Source organism: Saliniramus fredricksonii, from assembly GCF_900094735.1.
GTDB lineage: Bacteria > Pseudomonadota > Alphaproteobacteria > Rhizobiales > Beijerinckiaceae > Saliniramus > Saliniramus fredricksonii.
The window spans coordinates 325291-341280 of record NZ_FMBM01000001.1 but is presented as its reverse complement, the minus strand read 5'-3'; the positions used below and the strand labels follow the sequence as shown (position 1 = coordinate 341280).

Here is a 15990-nt window from a genome sequence, read left to right as displayed (position 1 = left end):
TGAGGAGTAGCTTCAGGTGACCGACGCGATGCGGCTCCACATTCGGATGACCCCGTCCGAGAATTTTCTCGGACGGGGTCATCCGCATTTCTAGAATAACGGATTCAACGTCGCACTCACGGATTACTCCAACGACGTTACTCGGTAACCAATGCCGGCCCTGAACGGCACATCGCGACGATCTGCGAAATCTCATCACCTTCGAGATGCCTGCGTTCAATCAGCCGCTCGGCAACAGACCGAATCGCTTGCGCGTTCTGTTCGACGATCATGATCGTACGCCGCCAAAGTTGATCGAGATCGTTGTCGACGATCTGTTTCAGCCGCGTATCGACGATGAAAAGCTGTTGGATGTCGGCTGTTTCATCAATGCTCGACAGCGATGATCCGAATCCATAGCTGGCATGCGCTCGCACGAGCAGCCGTGTAACTTCGACAAGATCCGCGCTGGCTCCGCTCGACGCCGCCAGCCCGAACATGACCTCTGAGGCTCGCCCCGCAAGACCGATCAGAACCTCCTCCTCAATTGAAGCATGTGTGAAGATCATAGGTCTCGTCGCGAGAACGTACCCCCCGAATCCTGTGTCAGCTTTCGACAACGACACAGCCTTGACGTCTCGGTCGAGGAGTGACGCGACAACCGCGTGCCCGGCCTCGTGAAATGCGATCCGCCGGATCAGATCCGCAGGCCGCTGATCAGGCGGGGACAATACCGCCTTCACGTCGTCGGCTGTAACGTTGCGACCGTGATCACGCGCACGAGCACGGATTTCCCGCACGAAGCGGGCGACGTCTGCGCCCGTCGAACCGATAATGTCCTTTCCGTAACGCTGGTAGTCGGCATCAGGTAGCTCGTCTGCGAGGGCCGATTGCAGCATCGATGCGAGTGCATCCGCGTCGGGAAGCGGGATCTCAATATGGCGATCGAGACGACCGGAACGGCGTAATGCCGGATCGACCAGCTCGGGGTAATTACAAGCCCCCAAAATGATCAGCCCGGGTTCAGTTGATGCTCCATCGATTGATGAGAGAACCCCCGCGCGTAAGGTCTGCCACCAATTCGACCGATCTCGTGTCTTAGACGGATCGATGAAGGCGTCGCATTCATCGAGAAACAACACCGCCGGTTTCTGCTGTTGATGCGCTGTGTCGAAGACTTTCTTCACCGCAAGCATGACATCGCCCAAATGGCCGTCGCCATTCTGTAACCAATCGGCGACGCTCGACGGTACGATGGGGATGTTACAAGTGACGGCAAGTGACTGAGCAAACAACGTTTTCCCACAGCCTGGCGGACCGGAAAGCAGCAAGCCTTTCGGCAGATCGGCAAGAGTGATTTCACCCGCTCGATACCGATCAATCTCACGCGACAGCATCAATCCCCAGGCTTTTGCTTCCCCATAGCCTGACAAATCCTGCAGCTTTGGAACCGCAATCGAACGAGTTCGATTTGCCGATTGCCGCAGCGCATGAAGACGCCGGATCATGGCGGCTGGGTTATCACGAAGACGAATAGCCCCTGCGATCTGATCCAGGGTCAGGCCCGTGGTGAGATCATCGGCGATCACGGGTAGGCTCGTTTGCGTGATTTCCTCGATGATTGCCGACAGATCCTTCGTGTCAAGCGGGCGCAGGACGGCATGATGATCGATCAACCCAACGATGTCATTCGGGAGATGGTTGAATGGCTGATTCAGAACAATCACGAGCGGCTCCCCCCTAATACCAATCCGCATTGAAATTGACTCGGGGGATTCCCTCCGAGGCGCAAATCAGATTCAAGGTGGCGAACGGAGGAGTTCGCCATGGCTGCTTTGCCCTTGCGGGATGATTTTGACGCGGAACGCTGCCGTGCGGCGGCGCGGCGCTCGAAGGATGGGGCGCAAACGCGCCGGCTTCTGTCTATCGCGGCTATCTATGAGGGATCGAGCCGGGCGGAGGCGGCCCGGCTCGGCGGCGTGACGGCGCAGATCGTCCGCGACTGGGTTGAGCGGTTCAACCGAGAGGGACCGGAGGGGCTCGTCGACCGCAAGGCGCCGGGCAAGGCTCCTCTGCTCGGCCCCGATCATCTGGCGGCCCTGGCACGGCGGGTGGACGAAGGACCGATCCCGTCCGTCCATGGCGTGGTGCGCTGGCGGATCGTCGATCTCGCGCAATGGCTCTACGAGGAGTTCCGCATCGCAGCGAGCGAGGACACGGTGAGCCGGGCCCTGCGCAAGATGGGCTATCGCAAGCTCTCGGCGAGGCCGCGCCATCATGCGCAGGACACGCATACCATCGAGGATTTTAAAAAAGTTTCCCCGCCCGCCTGGACGAAATCGCCGCCCACCAGAGCCTCGCGCCCGATGACATAGAGGTCTGGTTCGCCGACGAGGCCCGCATCGGCCAGAAGAACAAGATCACCCGACGCTGGGCCAAGCGCGGAACCCGCCCCTCGGCGCCGCACGATCAGCGCACCGCCTCGACCTACATCTTCGGGGCGATCTGCCCGCAGGAGGGAAAAGGGGCGGCTCTCGTCCTGCCGCGCTGCGACACAAAAGCCATGAACCTTCATCTCGTGGAGATCGCCGCCGCAGTCGCCCCGGGCAAACACGCCATCCTCATTCTCGATCAGGCCGGATGGCACATGGCCAAAGGCCTCGAGATCCCGCAAAACATCACCCTCCTGCCGCTGCCGCCAAAATCGCCCGAGTTGAATCCGGTCGAAAACCTCTGGCAGTTCATGCGCGACAATCTCCTCTCCAACCGAGTCTTCGCCTCCTATGACCAACTCCTCGACCTGTGCTGCCAGGCCTGGAACGCCATCATCGACCAGCCATGGCGCATCATGGCCATCGGGCTGCGAGACTGGGCTCATCGGTTCTGATCATTGCGGGTTGGTATAACAAGCGGGTGGAGGCACTTCTCGCGAAGCCTTTCGTTCGAACTACGACGCGGCACATCGTCGACTGTCACGATTCGATCTCGCATGCTGCGAAACAAGCTCAGCTGACCCGTCAGGTCGCCGATCGCGTCGGCAATCGGCTCGGACCACGAAGCTTCTGGCACTTCGATGAGGAGACAGAATGGTCTCTTTTCCCGAATCGGTTTGAGTACATCGTGCAAACGCTTCGCGATGACCCAGTTCGCGATAACACGTCGCGATGTTTTTGGCGGCTTTGCCGCAGCTTCCTCCTCCGCATCTTCAGCCACATGCGCGTCATCATCATCGTTGTCGTCGTCATAATCAGCATCACGACCACGCGAGAAGTGCTGATTGGCAAGCGCCAGGACATCCTCGGCGGTCTCAGATTCCGAGCCGGTGGATGCGTTGTCTGTCGGGTGATCATCCGGCACAGCCGGATGATCGTGATCAGAAGCCGAGGCGCGGGTCACGTCTCGATTCTCATGTGTCATGATCATGCCCCCTTTTGTGTCGGCCAGTCGCCGAAATCGTCAGGCGATTGCCAAATCGCAGTTTCCGTTGTGTCGAACACAAACCGCGAGCACGCCGCGATCGTCTTGAAATAAACGCCACGTGTGAGCTTCAATCCGGCGTCGTCCGGCACGAGGATCCCGGCATAGCGACCTTCGCTGCGTGTCGCCCAAAATAGCCGCCGCTTTTGATCGTGCGGCTCGGCTCTGACGACACTCCCTTTCTCGATCACATAGCCCCCATTGATCGTTACGATCGAAGCCTTCAAACCGCGCCGCTGTGCGGTTCGTCGGCCACCAATCAGCAAATCACCGTCTCCCGGGACAGGAATCTGCGCGTACTCGGGCCCCACCCACGGCCTCGCGAGAGCGGGAAGCGTGTTGCGGAAGGCAACACAAAGAGATGCCCAGCCGGCTTGCAGAGTTGCGTATTGATCGTCGTCGACACGGGCACCATTCGGGTAATGTTGATTCCGGTCGGGAAGATCGCTCGACGGCCAAAGGGATTGAGCGACAATGCGTTCGAGCGCAGCAGCTTCCTCTCGATCGAGCGGCTTCGCTTGACCGACAATCGCGACGATCCGCAATGGCTGCATCACGCCGAAGCTATGCTGAGCAATGCGTTGCCGAAGAACACCGCCATGCCCGACATAGTTTTTGCCAGCGGGGTTAGTGATGATATAGATCCCAGGCTGTGCTGAGATCGGCGTCGCATTGGAGAAGGTAACGAAGTCGAAAGTGTCGTTCAGCTCGAAAGCTACGAGCTGTCCGTCCAGGCTTCTCGTATATGAGAGAGCGATCTCATCTGAGATCTTGGATTTGCTGTATTTCATGTCTCGATCCTGTTATTGACGCGATCAGGAACCGGCATGCGCAAAGGCACGCCGCGATCCGACGACGCGGTAAGAGCGTTCAAGGAGTTGAAGCGTTGGGGAAGTGCTCAGACGACGCGATGAACCAGCAGATTCGCGTCAAACGGCTTGCCGCCGTCAAAGCGAATCAGGCCGAATTTGCTCATCGTCATGATGATGCGCATCGGGCTTCTCACATCATTGATTACCGCGATGAGATCGCCGAGCTCGCGTGATCCGCCGTGCTCATCGATCGCGGCAAAGACGCGGATGACCCGATCAAGCATCACGCCATCGAAATCACGACACATGCCCCGAAACGGATCGGGCGTCGAACAGGATTTTTGGGCAGGAGAAAAACCGACATACGTGTCGGTGTTGCATGCCGCGCCGGGCATGCTATCGCTATGCGTAACCATTTTAACCTCTAGCCAGGTTGAGATGGCCAGGTCGTCGATGCCGGTTCCCGCCAGCATCGGCGACCGCTTACAAAAGCTCAGGCCACCGCCATGTCCGGTCCGCACGATTGCGAACCGTAACATGAGTAGATGTAGCCTATCTTCCGAGAAATTGCAATAACAAAACTCCAGCGAATACATTTATGGTTAATATGAAGTCGATCGCGTACGATTGGAATACTTTACGAAGCCTCCATGTGCGCAAAAGAAAATGCTTCAAGCACGGATATTTGAAGCCGGGACATCAGCGGCATATGGAGGATTGGCGACTTCAATATTCTCAAAAATATATCGTGATTTCAATGGTTTAAGCATGTCTTTCATTGGACGAGGGCAAAAATAGGCTCTCTGCGGAAGCGACGTTGGGAAGCGCTTTGTGCTCGATCCGGAAGGCCAGCAGAACTTTTCCGTGAGCGTTCAATTCAATGAGGTGTCGGCAATTTGCTTCGTGACGGGTGTCTGTAGGTCGACGATTTGAGCAGCGCATTCGGGACAAGCCCACACGAAACATCGCCAAGTGTTCCATCGGGCCCGCCCCATCACGCCCTCTCCCGGGTCCGTACATCGCAGCCCAGTCGAGTCTGCCGAATCTTGTTGGAAATCAACGGTCGCAGCGATCTGCGAACTTCTCACCGGCTTTCATCATGGCTATCGTGGGCTCTGGCCGAACAGAGAATTCAACCCATAAGCGTTTTGCACGCTGAAGCGGATCTAGAAGAATGACAGAAGCAATCGAAAAAACCCTCTTCAAAGCTGCCGACAAGATGCGTGGGGCAATGGATCCCGGAGAGTACAAGCATGTCGCCCTCGGTCTTCTGTTCCTTCGCTATGTCTCCGCCGCCTTCGAGGCGAAGCGAGCGGAGTTCGCCGAGGATGAGCTGATTGATCTGGAAGATCCGGAGGAATACCAAGCCGAGAGTGTATTCTGGGTGCCCGAAGGGGCTCGGTGGGATCGTCTCGCTGCGAATGCCAAAGCTCACGATATAGGTGTCCAGGTCGATGACGCGATGCGTGAGATCGAGCGTGCGAACCTGCCTCTGCAGGACGCTCTGCCGAAGGTTTTCGGCCGGGCCAATCTCGATCGATCAATTGTCACCGGTCTGATCGAGATGTTCACCAACCTGCAGCTCCATGGCACCAGTGCGGATTTCGATTTGATTGGCCGCATCTACGAGTATTTCATCGGAGAGTTTGCATCGTCTGAGGGGAAGCGTGGGGGCGAGTTCTACACTCCCAAAACCGTCGTCTCGATCCTGGTCGAGATGCTGGAGCCGACATCGGGCCGCGTCTACGACCCATGCTGCGGGACGGGCGGGTTCTTCGTTCAGTCCGAGAAATTCATCAAAGCCCATCAAGGGCGGATCGGCGATATTGCCGTCTATGGTCAAGAGCGAAATCACACCACATTCCGTCTCGCCCGGATGAACCTCGCGATCCGTGGGATTCTCGGCGATATCCGCTGGAACCAGGAAGGTACGCTCAAACGCAACGCCTTTCCGGATGAGCGGTTTGATTTCATCCTGGCAAATCCGCCGTTCAACATTTCTGATTGGGATGGTGATCAACTGCGTGAAGATCAACGCTGGCGGTTCGGAACGCCACCGGTCGGCAATGCGAATTTTGCGTGGATCTCCCATGTCCATCATCATCTGTCAGCAAATGGAATTGCTGGTGTGGTGATGGCAAACGGATCCATGTCCTCGATGCAATCCGGCGAGGGCGACATCCGCAAGGCGATGGTTCAGCAGGATGCAGTTGATGCGATCGTCGCTCTCCCTGGGCAGCTCTTCTTCGGCACCCAGATCCCTGCCTGCCTCTGGATCCTCGCGAAGGATAAATCGAACGGTCAGGTCCTGGGACGAACCCTGCGTGATCGCCGGCATGAAGTCCTCTTCATCGATGCCCGCAAGATGGGAGCTCTGATCCCGGGGAGCCGAAAGCAGAAGCAACTGTCAGAGGACGAGATCGCAAAGATTGCGGATGCCTATCACGCCTGGAGAGGCGAGCACGGAGAGGACGCGTATGCGGATGAGCCGGGGTTCTGCAAGGCTGCGGGAACCGATGAGATTGAGAAGCACAATTTCGTTCTGACCCCGGGACGTTATGTCGGAGCCGGGGCGGCAGAGGAGGACGACGAGCCCTTTCCGGAGAAATTCGATCGGTTGATGGCAGAGCTCAGGGAGCAATTCGCAGAAGGGCGCCGGCTGGAGGTTGAGATTGAGCTGAAACTGGGGGGACTGGTATGAGCTGGCCCCTCAGAAAGATAGATGACGTCGCCATATTCTTGAATGCACGTCGCAAACCCGTGAAAGCAGCTGATCGCGCAAAGCGACAAGGACCATACCCGTACTATGGTGCATCAGGGATTGTCGATTGGGTTGATGATTACATTTTTGACGGGGAGTACCTGCTAATCTCCGAAGACGGGGAAAACCTGCGTTCCCGGAACTCTCCCATAGCCTTTATCGCGAGCGGGAAATACTGGGTAAACAACCATGCTCATATTCTGGACGAACGCGAACCAGGAATCCTTCGTTATCTTTCATGGTCTCTGAATAGAACAGATTTGTCTCCATACATCACAGGTGCTGCGCAACCAAAACTGAATAAGCGAACCCTATCTGAAATCAAAGTGGCGATCCCACCTTTGGAGGAGCGACTGACTATCAACGCCATCCTCGGCGCCCTCGACGACAAGATCGAACTGAACCGTCGAATGGCGGCGACGCTGGAAGAGATGGCCCGGGCGCTCTACCGGTCCTGGTTCGTCGATTTTGATCCCGTGAAGGCCAAAGCTGATGGCCAGATGCCGGCATTCATGGATGAGGAAACTGCTGCTCTCTTCCCGAACCGTTTCGGGGATAATGGGCTTCCGGAAGGGTGGGTGCTACGCAGTTTGGGTGATTTCTTCAAGTTCCAGCGTGGCCTCTCATATAAGGGAAAATTTTTGACTGAGTCAGGGTCCCCAATGATCAACCTTGGCTGTTTCATAGGTGGCGGACGATTCGATCCAACCAAGATCAAAAATTATTCAGGAGAGACAAAAGAGAGGAACTGGGTTCAGCCAGGCGATCTAGTCTTCGCCAACACAGACATGACGCAAAATCGCTTGATCCTTGGGAGTCCACATATTGTTGAGGGCAAACCCAATGAAGCGTTTCTATACAGCCATCATGTTTTTGCGGGACGCCCAACCTCGAATGAGAGCCGAATATGGACAAGGTTTATCTTCTTCCAACTGTTGCAGCCTGAATTTCGGGAGCGTGCGGAAGGTTTTGCAACAGGAACGACTGTCCTTTTCCTTCCTGCCGATGCTGCAGAAGCTCTCAGTTTTCCGGCTCCAGAACTCCCACTTATTCATGCGTTCAATAGCCAAACAGACCCTTGGCTCAAGAGATCTCAGGGGCTCAGGTCTGAGAATCAAACTCTCACCATCCTCCGCGATACCCTCCTTCCCAAGCTGATGTCCGGCGAACTTCGTGTCGGCGAGGCGAAGGAGCAGATCGAGGAGGTGGCCTGATGTTTCGAGTTGACCGTTCCCAAAACCGCCTCTCCCGTCTCGTTCAGAAACGGTTTTCCGACCTGAACCTACGCGAGCGGGACCATCTGCAGGAATGGCTTGCCAACCAGCCCGATGCCTTGGGCGAGGAATTGCTCATCATCCAGAAAGAATTTGACGGTTTCACCGATACCCGGGAGCGTCTTGACCTTCTTGCCATCGACAAGGATGGGAATCTCGTCGTCATCGAGAACAAGCTCGACGATTCCGGCAGGGATGTGACCTGGCAGGCGTTGAAATACACCGCCTATGTTTCCAGCCTGACGAAAACCCAGATCGTCGATATCTACCAGCAGTATCTCGATCGTCACGAAGGGGGCGGCAATGCTGTCGAGCGGATCTGCGAGTTTATGGGGGCGGAGGAACTCGAAGAAACGGTCCTCAACCCGGGCAATGATCAGCGAATGATTTTCATCGCGGCGAATTTTCGCCGCGAGGTGACGGCGACCGTACTCTGGCTCCTGAGCCGGGGCATTCGGGCCCAGTGCTTCAAGGTCGTCCCGTACAGCTTCGGTGAAGAGCTGTTCATCGATGTTCAGCAGATCATCCCGACACCCGAGGCCGCCGACTACATGATCGGGATGACATCGAAGGGGACGGACGAGAAGGTCACGCAGAACGCGCAGAAGAAGCTCCAGAATATCCGGGCGGAGTTTTGGACGCAGGCCCTCGATCAGTTGCGGGCTGACGGGGTTGTGCTTTTTCGCAACATCAATCCGACACGCGATCATTGGCTGAGTGCGGGTTCAGGCGTCGGATCCTGCCCCTATCAAATGGTCTTTTCCCGCGACGAGGCACGGGTCGAGTTGAATCTCCAGCGTATGGAGACCTCCGAGAACAAATGGCTTTTTGACCAGCTTTATATGGAGAAGGACCGGATCGAGGCGGCTTTCGGGGACAGTTTCGATTGGCGGCGGATGGATGACAAAAAGGCGAGCCGAATCGTCTACGCCAAGCCTTTCGACGGGTTCGACCGCGAAAACTGGCCCGCCATGATCGACTGGCTCTCCACGCATATCCGCAAACTGGAGACCGCCATGCGGGAGCCGCTTGCACGCCTCAACCGATCCTTGCGGGTGAGCGAAACCGAGCAGCATGAGGAGGCGTCCTGATGGCATTCGCAACGGAAGACGACCTCGAACAATGGGCCCTCGCTGAACTACAGGGGCTGGGATTCACCTATTCTCACGGTTCCGAATTATCCCCTGAAACCGACAATCCGGCCCGGCAAAGCTATCACGACACCATTTTGTTGCCTCGGCTCGACGCCGCGATTCGACGCCTGAATCCTTCTCTTCCGCCCGAAGCGGTCCAGACGGTACTGAACCGGGTCCGCGACACGGAGTTTGCAGGCGACCTGATCTCCGAAAACCGCCGTCTTCACGCCCTCTTCGTGGGTGGGGTTGCGGTGACATGGTTTGAGAATGGCCAAGAACGCAACGCGATTGCCCGTCTCGTCGATTGGGATGATGGCCAAAATGATTGGCTGGTCGTGAACCAGTTCGAGGTTGCCGGACAGACGGCACGACGCCCCGACATCGTGATCTTCCTCAATGGATTGCCGACCATCGTGGTTGAGCTCAAAGGGACCGAGACCGGCACATTGAAAGGTGCCTATAATCAGATCGAGACCTACAAGGCTCATATTCCGGCGTTGTTTCGGACGAACGCCTTCAATGTAATTTCCGAGGGGGTAACCGCTCGCTACGGCTCGATTTCGGCGAATTTCGACCGGTTCATGCGTTGGCGGACGGTGGATGGTGAGAACCGGGTTGAAGACGGGACTGATCTCGCTCTCCAGACCCTGATCCACGGTCTCCTGACGCCGGCCACGATCCTTGAGCTCATGCAGTTCTGCATGGTGTTTGAGGATGAAGGAAAAGGGCCGATCAAGAAGATTGCCGGCTATCATCAGTTCCATGCCGTCCGAAAGGCGGTCGGTTCCGTTCTGCGAGCCAGGCAGCTCGATGGACGCGGCGGTGTGATGTGGCACACGCAGGGTTCGGGAAAATCTCTTCTGATGGCGTTTCTCGCAGGCCGGTTGATGCGCCATCCCGAGCTTGAAAACCCAACCATCGTCGTCATCACGGACCGGAATGATCTGGACAATCAGCTCTACGCTACATTTTCGCGATGTGAAGAGTTGTTCGGTGAAACACCCGAACAGGCGGAGGACATTTCGGATCTGCGTCAAAAGCTCGGTCGGCGACAGGTTGGCGGCGTAATCTTTGCAACGATGCAGAAATTTCGTCCGGCCAAGGGAGAAACAGAGTTTGGTCAGCTGACAGACCGATCGAACGTCATTGTCTTCGCCGACGAAGCGCACCGGACGCAGTACGGGTTTGAGGCTAAGGTGGACGCGAAGACGGGTGAGACCCGTTACGGTTTTGCGCATTATCTTCGTCAGGCCTTGCCATCAGCGATCCACGTTGGATTTACCGGCACGCCAATCTCGCTCGTCGGCGCCGACACGCAGGCGGTTTTCGGCGATTATATCGACATCTACGATATCGCTCAGGCCGTGGAAGATGGAGCCACGGTCCCGATCTATTACGAGGGCCGGGTGGCCAGGATCGAGCTCGGCGAGGAAGCTGGAGAATTCCTCGACGCCGAGTACGACGAGATTCTCGAAGACGCCGAAGACCAGGGGCTTGAGATCGACGATGAGACCCGCAATGCGATGACCCGGAAATGGTCACGTGTTGAAGCTCTGGTCGGTTCTGAAACCCGTATCGACAAGGTGGTCGAGGATATTCTCAGGCATTTCGACGCACGCCTTGAGGCCATGGATGGCGGGAAAGCAATGATCGTCTGCATGTCACGGCGGATCTGCGTCGAGGTGTACAAACGGATCGTTGCCGCCCGTCCAGATTGGCATGCTGACGAGGATGGCGAAGGTCAGGTGAAAGTCGTGATGACCGGGGCTGCCCAGGACCCATCAGAGTTCCAGCCTCATATCAGATCGAAAGCCCGTCTGGAGACGCTGCGAACCCGCTATCGGGATTCTGCAGATCCGTTCAAGCTGGTCATCGTCCGCGACATGTGGCTCACGGGTTTCGACGCTCCGTGCATGCACACACTCTATGTCGACAAGCCCATGAAGGGTCATGGGCTGATGCAGGCTATCACGCGGATCAACCGGGTCTTTGGCGCCAAGCCCTCGGGGCTCGTCGTCGATTACATCGGGCTCGCCGCTGATCTGAAGGCTGCCCTGAATCATTATTCGAATGCCGATCGCAAGCAGACAGGGATCGATCAAGGAGAAGCCGTTCATGCGTTCCTGACACAGCTCGATATCATGCGGGGCCTGTTCCACGGCATCGATTACATGGCAGCGGTACGCGGCACGCCGCAGGATCGCATCAGGATGCTGCCAGTCGCAATCGAGCATGTGCTGAACCTCAAGGTGGACGGCGAGGTCCCCAAAGATCGCACGGAATCGAAGAAGCGGTTCATGACGGCTGTTGCCGGCCTGGTGAAAGCCTTTCGCATCGCTTCAGGTTCTCCAGAAGCTGAGGAGGCCAAGGACGAGGTCGGCTTCTTCACGGCCATACAGGCCGCAATCCGAAAAATGGATGCCGGTGTTCGTGGTGGACGCAGCATCGATGAGGTCGAACTTGCAATATCCCAGCTTCTGAACCGCTCTGTCGCCTCGACCGAGATCATTGATATCCTCGAAGCAGCCGGGATCGATCGCCCCGATATAGGCGTCTTGAGTGACGAATTCCTGATGGGGCTGAAAAACACCCCCCACAAGAACCTTGCCGTGGAAGCTCTGAAGAAGCTGCTGAATGGCGAGATCCGCACACGGACAAAAACGAACACGACCAAGAAGGAAGCATTCTCGAAACGTCTCGAAGAGGCCCTGGCGAGATATCACAATCGCAGTGTCGATGCGTTGCAGGTGATCCAGGAGCTCATCGCCATCGCGAAAGAGCTGCAAGAACAGCCGGAAGACGGGCTGTCCCCAGAAGAGGTCGCGTTCTACGATGCGTTGGCTTCAAACGAGAGTGCCGTGGAGTTGATGGGTAACGAAGAGCTGCGCATCATCGCCACGGAACTGGTCATGACCGTGCGCGAGAACGCCCGGGTGGATTGGTGGCGACGCGATGATGTGCGCAAAAAGATGCGTGTCAGCATCCGACGCATCTTGAGAAAGCACGGCTTTCCACCAGATCTTCAATCTGAGGCGATCAAAAAAGTCGTGCAGCAAGCCGAGGTCCTCGCCAGGGAAATTGCATGAACACCTTCCGGCCTGCCGATTACTCTGGGTTTTGCGTGACGTGTGCCGTCTCGGATGAGCCGATTTTCCGTTATCCGTGTTGGTTCAGCCGCATAAATGCTATTTTGACAGGTTACAGGATCAGGCTCTAGAACGTAGACTATAAGAGTGTTATAACAAAACATGAACATCGCATGGGTGAGGAACTCAAACGCTTGTGCGATAAGGCTCAGATTGCGATTGGCGACCTGCTTTTAAGTAAAGTACCTGTTAGATTTAATCTTCTTACATCGTTATCCCGTCAGAAATTATTTACCATAGGTTGTTTTTCGTTTCAATTACTCGACTCTTCGCTGGGCAGAAGGGGCGCCCTCACGCTCAAACGCAATAATGCATCCGCTCTACCCACCGGATATGGTTCGGTGGCGATCGCCCGTCGAGGTCGATCTATCGATATTGACCGCTCGGCTGGATGGCGTAGTGTCAATGTGATGGTTCGAACTGATCAAAACCGTTGAAAAAGCTCTTCATTTTCGGGGATGACTGCGAGAGGGCGACGAGCGAATGAGAAAACCCGGATCAGTTGATCAATTGACAGAGCTTGGCCGCGTACGGCTTTCCTCAAGTTTTTTCATGCGGGATTTTCTCTTTTCGGATATTGCCGCGATCCACGGATTATCAAACGTCCCTGATGATCCCGATCTTGCGATTGCGGTGGGTATGAGGCTCTGCGAGGACCTGTTGGAACCTCTTCAGGATAGATTTGGCCGAATTGCAATCCGATCTGCTTATCGTTCGCCTGAAGTAAATGGTCTCGGCAACGCTAAAGGATATAATTGCTCATCGAACGAGGCCAACGCAGCAGGCCATATCTGGGATCGACGAGATGCAGGCGGCCAAATGGGTGCTACCGCGTGCATCGTCTTGCCTCGTTTCTGGGATCGTTTCCAACAGGAGGGGGATTGGCAGAAACTGGCCTGGTGGATTCATGACCATCTGCCCTATTCAAGCCTATACTTTTTCCCGCGATACTGGGCTTTCAACATCAACTGGCACGAATCTCCGAAGCGTCGGATCGACAGCTACGTCAAGCCAAGGGGCTGCCTGACCAAGCCAGGGATGGAAAACCATTCTGGTCGCCACGATGATCTTTGGCGGGGCATTGTCGAGTGCCAATGAAAGTGGTTCCAGCGACCAGGGTCCGTTCGGGAAATCGCCTTCCCGATGCCGCCGGACGTGATCAGAATGGAGTTATCGAGGGTATTTCGTAGGTGTTTTTGCTGGTTTGAGCTATGCATATGGCATTTGAGCCGTTGATCATCGCCAGTATGAGAGAAGCAAAAGCACGATTTTCAACCAAAGTACCTGTTAGGTTTAATTTTCTTACATCGTCATTCCGTCAGAATATATTTATCAAAGATTGTTTTAAGTTTTGGTTGCCCGGTTCTTCGCTCGGCAGGACGGCCACCTCACGCTCTATCGTAAAATGATTTCGGTCTACCCACCGGATATGGTTCGGTGCCGACCACCCGGCGGGCCGATCGATCGATGTTGACCGCTCGGCTGGATGGCGTAGTATCAATGTGATGGTTCGAGCTGATGAGAACCGTTGAAAAACCCCTTCATTTTCCGGGGCATACGCATTGGGAGTAGCGAGTCCCTCCTCCGCTACCAACGTTTTCAATGACTTAGGCTTGTCGCGGGTTGATTCGGTCTTCATTGGGACGGGATTGGGGCGGCGAATCAAAACGGTGTAACATTATCTGGTCGCTAGCCGCCGGTACGGCAGTGCGGATCGCTGATCGCTTGCAGCAGTCAAGTCAATCTCCCAGCGCGAGAAGGTTTTTTGATGCTCGCAAAACGCGAAGAGCTGGTGCAGGCCGAGGTTAAGCAAATCTGCAAGCATCGCCGCACCGGGCTCTAGAATTCACATGATGCGATTTTTGCCCGTACGCCTAAGGGTGAGCGCCGCCTTGTCAGCCAGCCTGTTGAAGTGCGAGCCATGGGGATGTCCCTATGGCTATCACTATGGCAGGTGGGCGGGACCGAACCTGCCCGCGAGCATCGTCTTCGAGAACCGAAGGTCCGCATAGCAAATCTTGGGCAGCATCAGCCGCTGAACCGCCAATGCGAGCGCTTCGCCCGCGAGGGCCTGGAGGTGAGCCTCTCCACCGCCGCCGACCAGGTCGGTGCCGCGGCCTGTCCACGATCTTGTCGAGGCCCACGTCTGTGCAAGGTCGAAGTCTGCGCGGCGCAGCGGCTGCACGGCGACGACACCACGGTTCCGGTGCTCGCCAAGGGCAAGACAGTGACAGGCCCCCAGTGGACATATGTTCGCAAGTGGAGAGATCAAGCCGGTCGAGGCGGCCATCACTGCGGCTGCCCGCAAGCTCCTCAGCGTGGTCAGCGCGATGCTCGCAAACGGCGTCGACGACCGCGCAGCCCCGGAAATCTGATTACAGTTGCCGGCAAACCACGGGCGTTTCAAAACTCATTTGCTAAATCGAACGTTCATGGCCAGATGGGCAAGCCCTCTAGCCCCGCGGTTTCCGCGAGGCCACACATCAGGTTCGCATTCTGCACCGCCTGGCCGGCCGCCCCTTTGCCGAGGTTATCAACCACGCCCAGTGCGATCACCAGGTTGCGCTCTGGATCGGCAGCATAGCTGACAAAGGCAAGGTTCGAACCGCTTGCCCATTTGGTCTGCGGCGGCTTGTCGATGACGCGCACGAAGGCACTATTGTTGTAGAAGCGCCGGGCGGCGTCCAGACACTGATCTGTGGTCGCACTGCCACGGCAGTACATGGTGACGAGGATGCCGCGGGTCATGGGCACCAGATGCGGCGCAAACACCAATCCGGCGGCGCTTGCGCCGCTCAGCCGCTCTATCGTCGTTGTCATCTCCGGCATGTGGACGTGCCTCAGCAAGCCGTAAGGCACGAGATTCTCGTTATTCGCCGCAAAGGAGAACCCGCCTCCTCCTCCCCGGCCTGCACCGGAGATGCCCGTCTTTGCATCGACTACGATGTTTCCCGGTTCGATCAAACCGTTGACCAGCAACGGCGCCAAGGCGATTTGTGTGGCCACCGGGAAACAGCCCGGGTTGGCAACGCGGGTCTGGCCTTTAATTTCATCTGGCCAGACATCTGCCAGTCCATAGGTCCAGCCATCGACATAGCGGTGGTCTCCGCCAATATCGACGATCTTTACGTCCCTGGAGACGCGCGCCAACGCGTCGGCCGATGCGCCTGTCGGCAACGAAGCGAACAGCACGTCAATCTCGGGCAAGGCCACGGGGTCCCACCTCTCGATCACCAACTCGGCGAGCTTGCCCGGCAACCCGGGGAAGTGATCGATCAAACGGCTGCCAGCGCTTCCTTCACCCGCAGCGTAGACCAGCTCGAAATGCGGGTGGCCCGCGATCAGGCGCAGCGCCTCGCCTCCGCCAAACCCACTGATTCCGACAATTCCGACGCGAATGCTCAT

The 15990-nt window shown here is 56.7% G+C and carries 13 protein-coding genes and 1 pseudogene; 9 read left to right on the top strand and 5 right to left on the bottom strand.

Features of this window, described 5'->3' with window-relative positions:
* Positions 1–137: 137 nt before the first annotated feature.
* Positions 138–1706, bottom strand: coding sequence for an AAA family ATPase (locus GA0071312_RS01570; RefSeq protein WP_165603932.1), 1569 nt, complete (start codon positions 1704–1706; stop codon positions 138–140).
* A gap of 99 nt (positions 1707–1805) precedes the next feature.
* Between GA0071312_RS01570 and GA0071312_RS19075 the strand changes: the two genes are divergently transcribed.
* Positions 1806–2866, top strand: a protein-coding gene (locus GA0071312_RS19075; RefSeq protein WP_420819944.1) for an IS630 family transposase whose coding sequence is annotated in 2 segments (ribosomal slippage) — positions 1806–2295 and positions 2295–2866 — 1062 coding nt in all. Because the reading frame shifts where the segments join, the coding sequence is not laid out codon by codon here.
* On the opposite strand, the gene GA0071312_RS01555 is transcribed toward GA0071312_RS19075, so the two are convergent.
* The 3 genes from GA0071312_RS01555 to GA0071312_RS19500 all read right to left on the bottom strand — a co-directional run bounded on the left by GA0071312_RS01555 (position 2854) and on the right by GA0071312_RS19500 (position 4741).
* Positions 2854–3396, bottom strand: coding sequence for a hypothetical protein (locus GA0071312_RS01555; RefSeq protein ID WP_131817677.1), 543 nt, complete (start codon positions 3394–3396; stop codon positions 2854–2856). The two genes, GA0071312_RS19075 and GA0071312_RS01555, sit on opposite strands and share 13 nt — an antisense overlap.
* A 2-nt stretch (positions 3397–3398) precedes the next feature.
* Positions 3399–4247 (bottom strand): GIY-YIG nuclease family protein, encoded by an 849-nt coding sequence (locus GA0071312_RS01550; protein WP_074443343.1) that lies wholly within the window; start codon positions 4245–4247, stop codon positions 3399–3401.
* A gap of 107 nt (positions 4248–4354) precedes the next feature.
* Positions 4355–4741: a hypothetical protein gene (locus GA0071312_RS19500; protein WP_131817676.1), complete on the bottom strand. Its 387-nt coding sequence runs from the start codon at positions 4739–4741 to the stop codon at positions 4355–4357.
* Positions 4742–5442: 701 nt separating this feature from the next.
* Here GA0071312_RS19500 and GA0071312_RS01540 point away from each other — a divergent pair.
* The 8 genes and pseudogenes from GA0071312_RS01540 (at position 5443) to GA0071312_RS20430 (ending at position 14960) form a co-directional block, all read left to right on the top strand.
* On the top strand, positions 5443–6969 hold the full coding sequence (locus GA0071312_RS01540) for a type I restriction-modification system subunit M (RefSeq protein ID WP_074443341.1): 1527 nt from the start codon (positions 5443–5445) through the stop codon (positions 6967–6969).
* Positions 6966–8243, top strand: coding sequence for a restriction endonuclease subunit S (locus GA0071312_RS01535; protein WP_074443340.1), 1278 nt, complete (start codon positions 6966–6968; stop codon positions 8241–8243). The genes GA0071312_RS01540 and GA0071312_RS01535 overlap by 4 nt, the downstream gene beginning before the upstream one ends.
* On the top strand, positions 8243–9394 hold the full coding sequence (locus tag GA0071312_RS01530; RefSeq protein WP_074443339.1) for a DUF4268 domain-containing protein: 1152 nt from the start codon (positions 8243–8245) through the stop codon (positions 9392–9394). The genes GA0071312_RS01535 and GA0071312_RS01530 overlap by 1 nt, the downstream gene beginning before the upstream one ends.
* Positions 9394–12525: a type I restriction endonuclease subunit R gene (locus GA0071312_RS01525; RefSeq protein WP_074443338.1), complete on the top strand. Its 3132-nt coding sequence runs from the start codon at positions 9394–9396 to the stop codon at positions 12523–12525. The genes GA0071312_RS01530 and GA0071312_RS01525 overlap by 1 nt, the downstream gene beginning before the upstream one ends.
* 173 nt (positions 12526–12698) lie before the next feature.
* Entirely contained in the window at positions 12699–13022 is a 324-nt protein-coding gene (locus tag GA0071312_RS19495) for a hypothetical protein (RefSeq protein ID WP_131817675.1), read from the top strand.
* 46 nt (positions 13023–13068) lie between these two features.
* Complete coding sequence (locus GA0071312_RS01520) at positions 13069–13683, top strand: hypothetical protein (protein WP_074443337.1); 615 nt, start codon at positions 13069–13071, stop codon at positions 13681–13683.
* An 857-nt stretch (positions 13684–14540) separates the two neighbouring features.
* Positions 14541–14863 (top strand): annotated as a pseudogene (locus GA0071312_RS19305) (IS66 family transposase); the annotation flags it as partial.
* Complete coding sequence (locus GA0071312_RS20430; RefSeq protein WP_275261945.1) at positions 14835–14960, top strand: hypothetical protein; 126 nt, start codon at positions 14835–14837, stop codon at positions 14958–14960. The pseudogene GA0071312_RS19305 and the gene GA0071312_RS20430, both read left to right, overlap by 29 nt.
* 55 nt (positions 14961–15015) lie before the next feature.
* On the opposite strand, the gene argC is transcribed toward GA0071312_RS20430, so the two are convergent.
* The gene (gene argC, locus GA0071312_RS01510; protein ID WP_074444106.1) at positions 15016–15990 is read right to left on the bottom strand and encodes an N-acetyl-gamma-glutamyl-phosphate reductase; all 975 of its coding nucleotides are present in this window, start codon (positions 15988–15990) and stop codon (positions 15016–15018) included.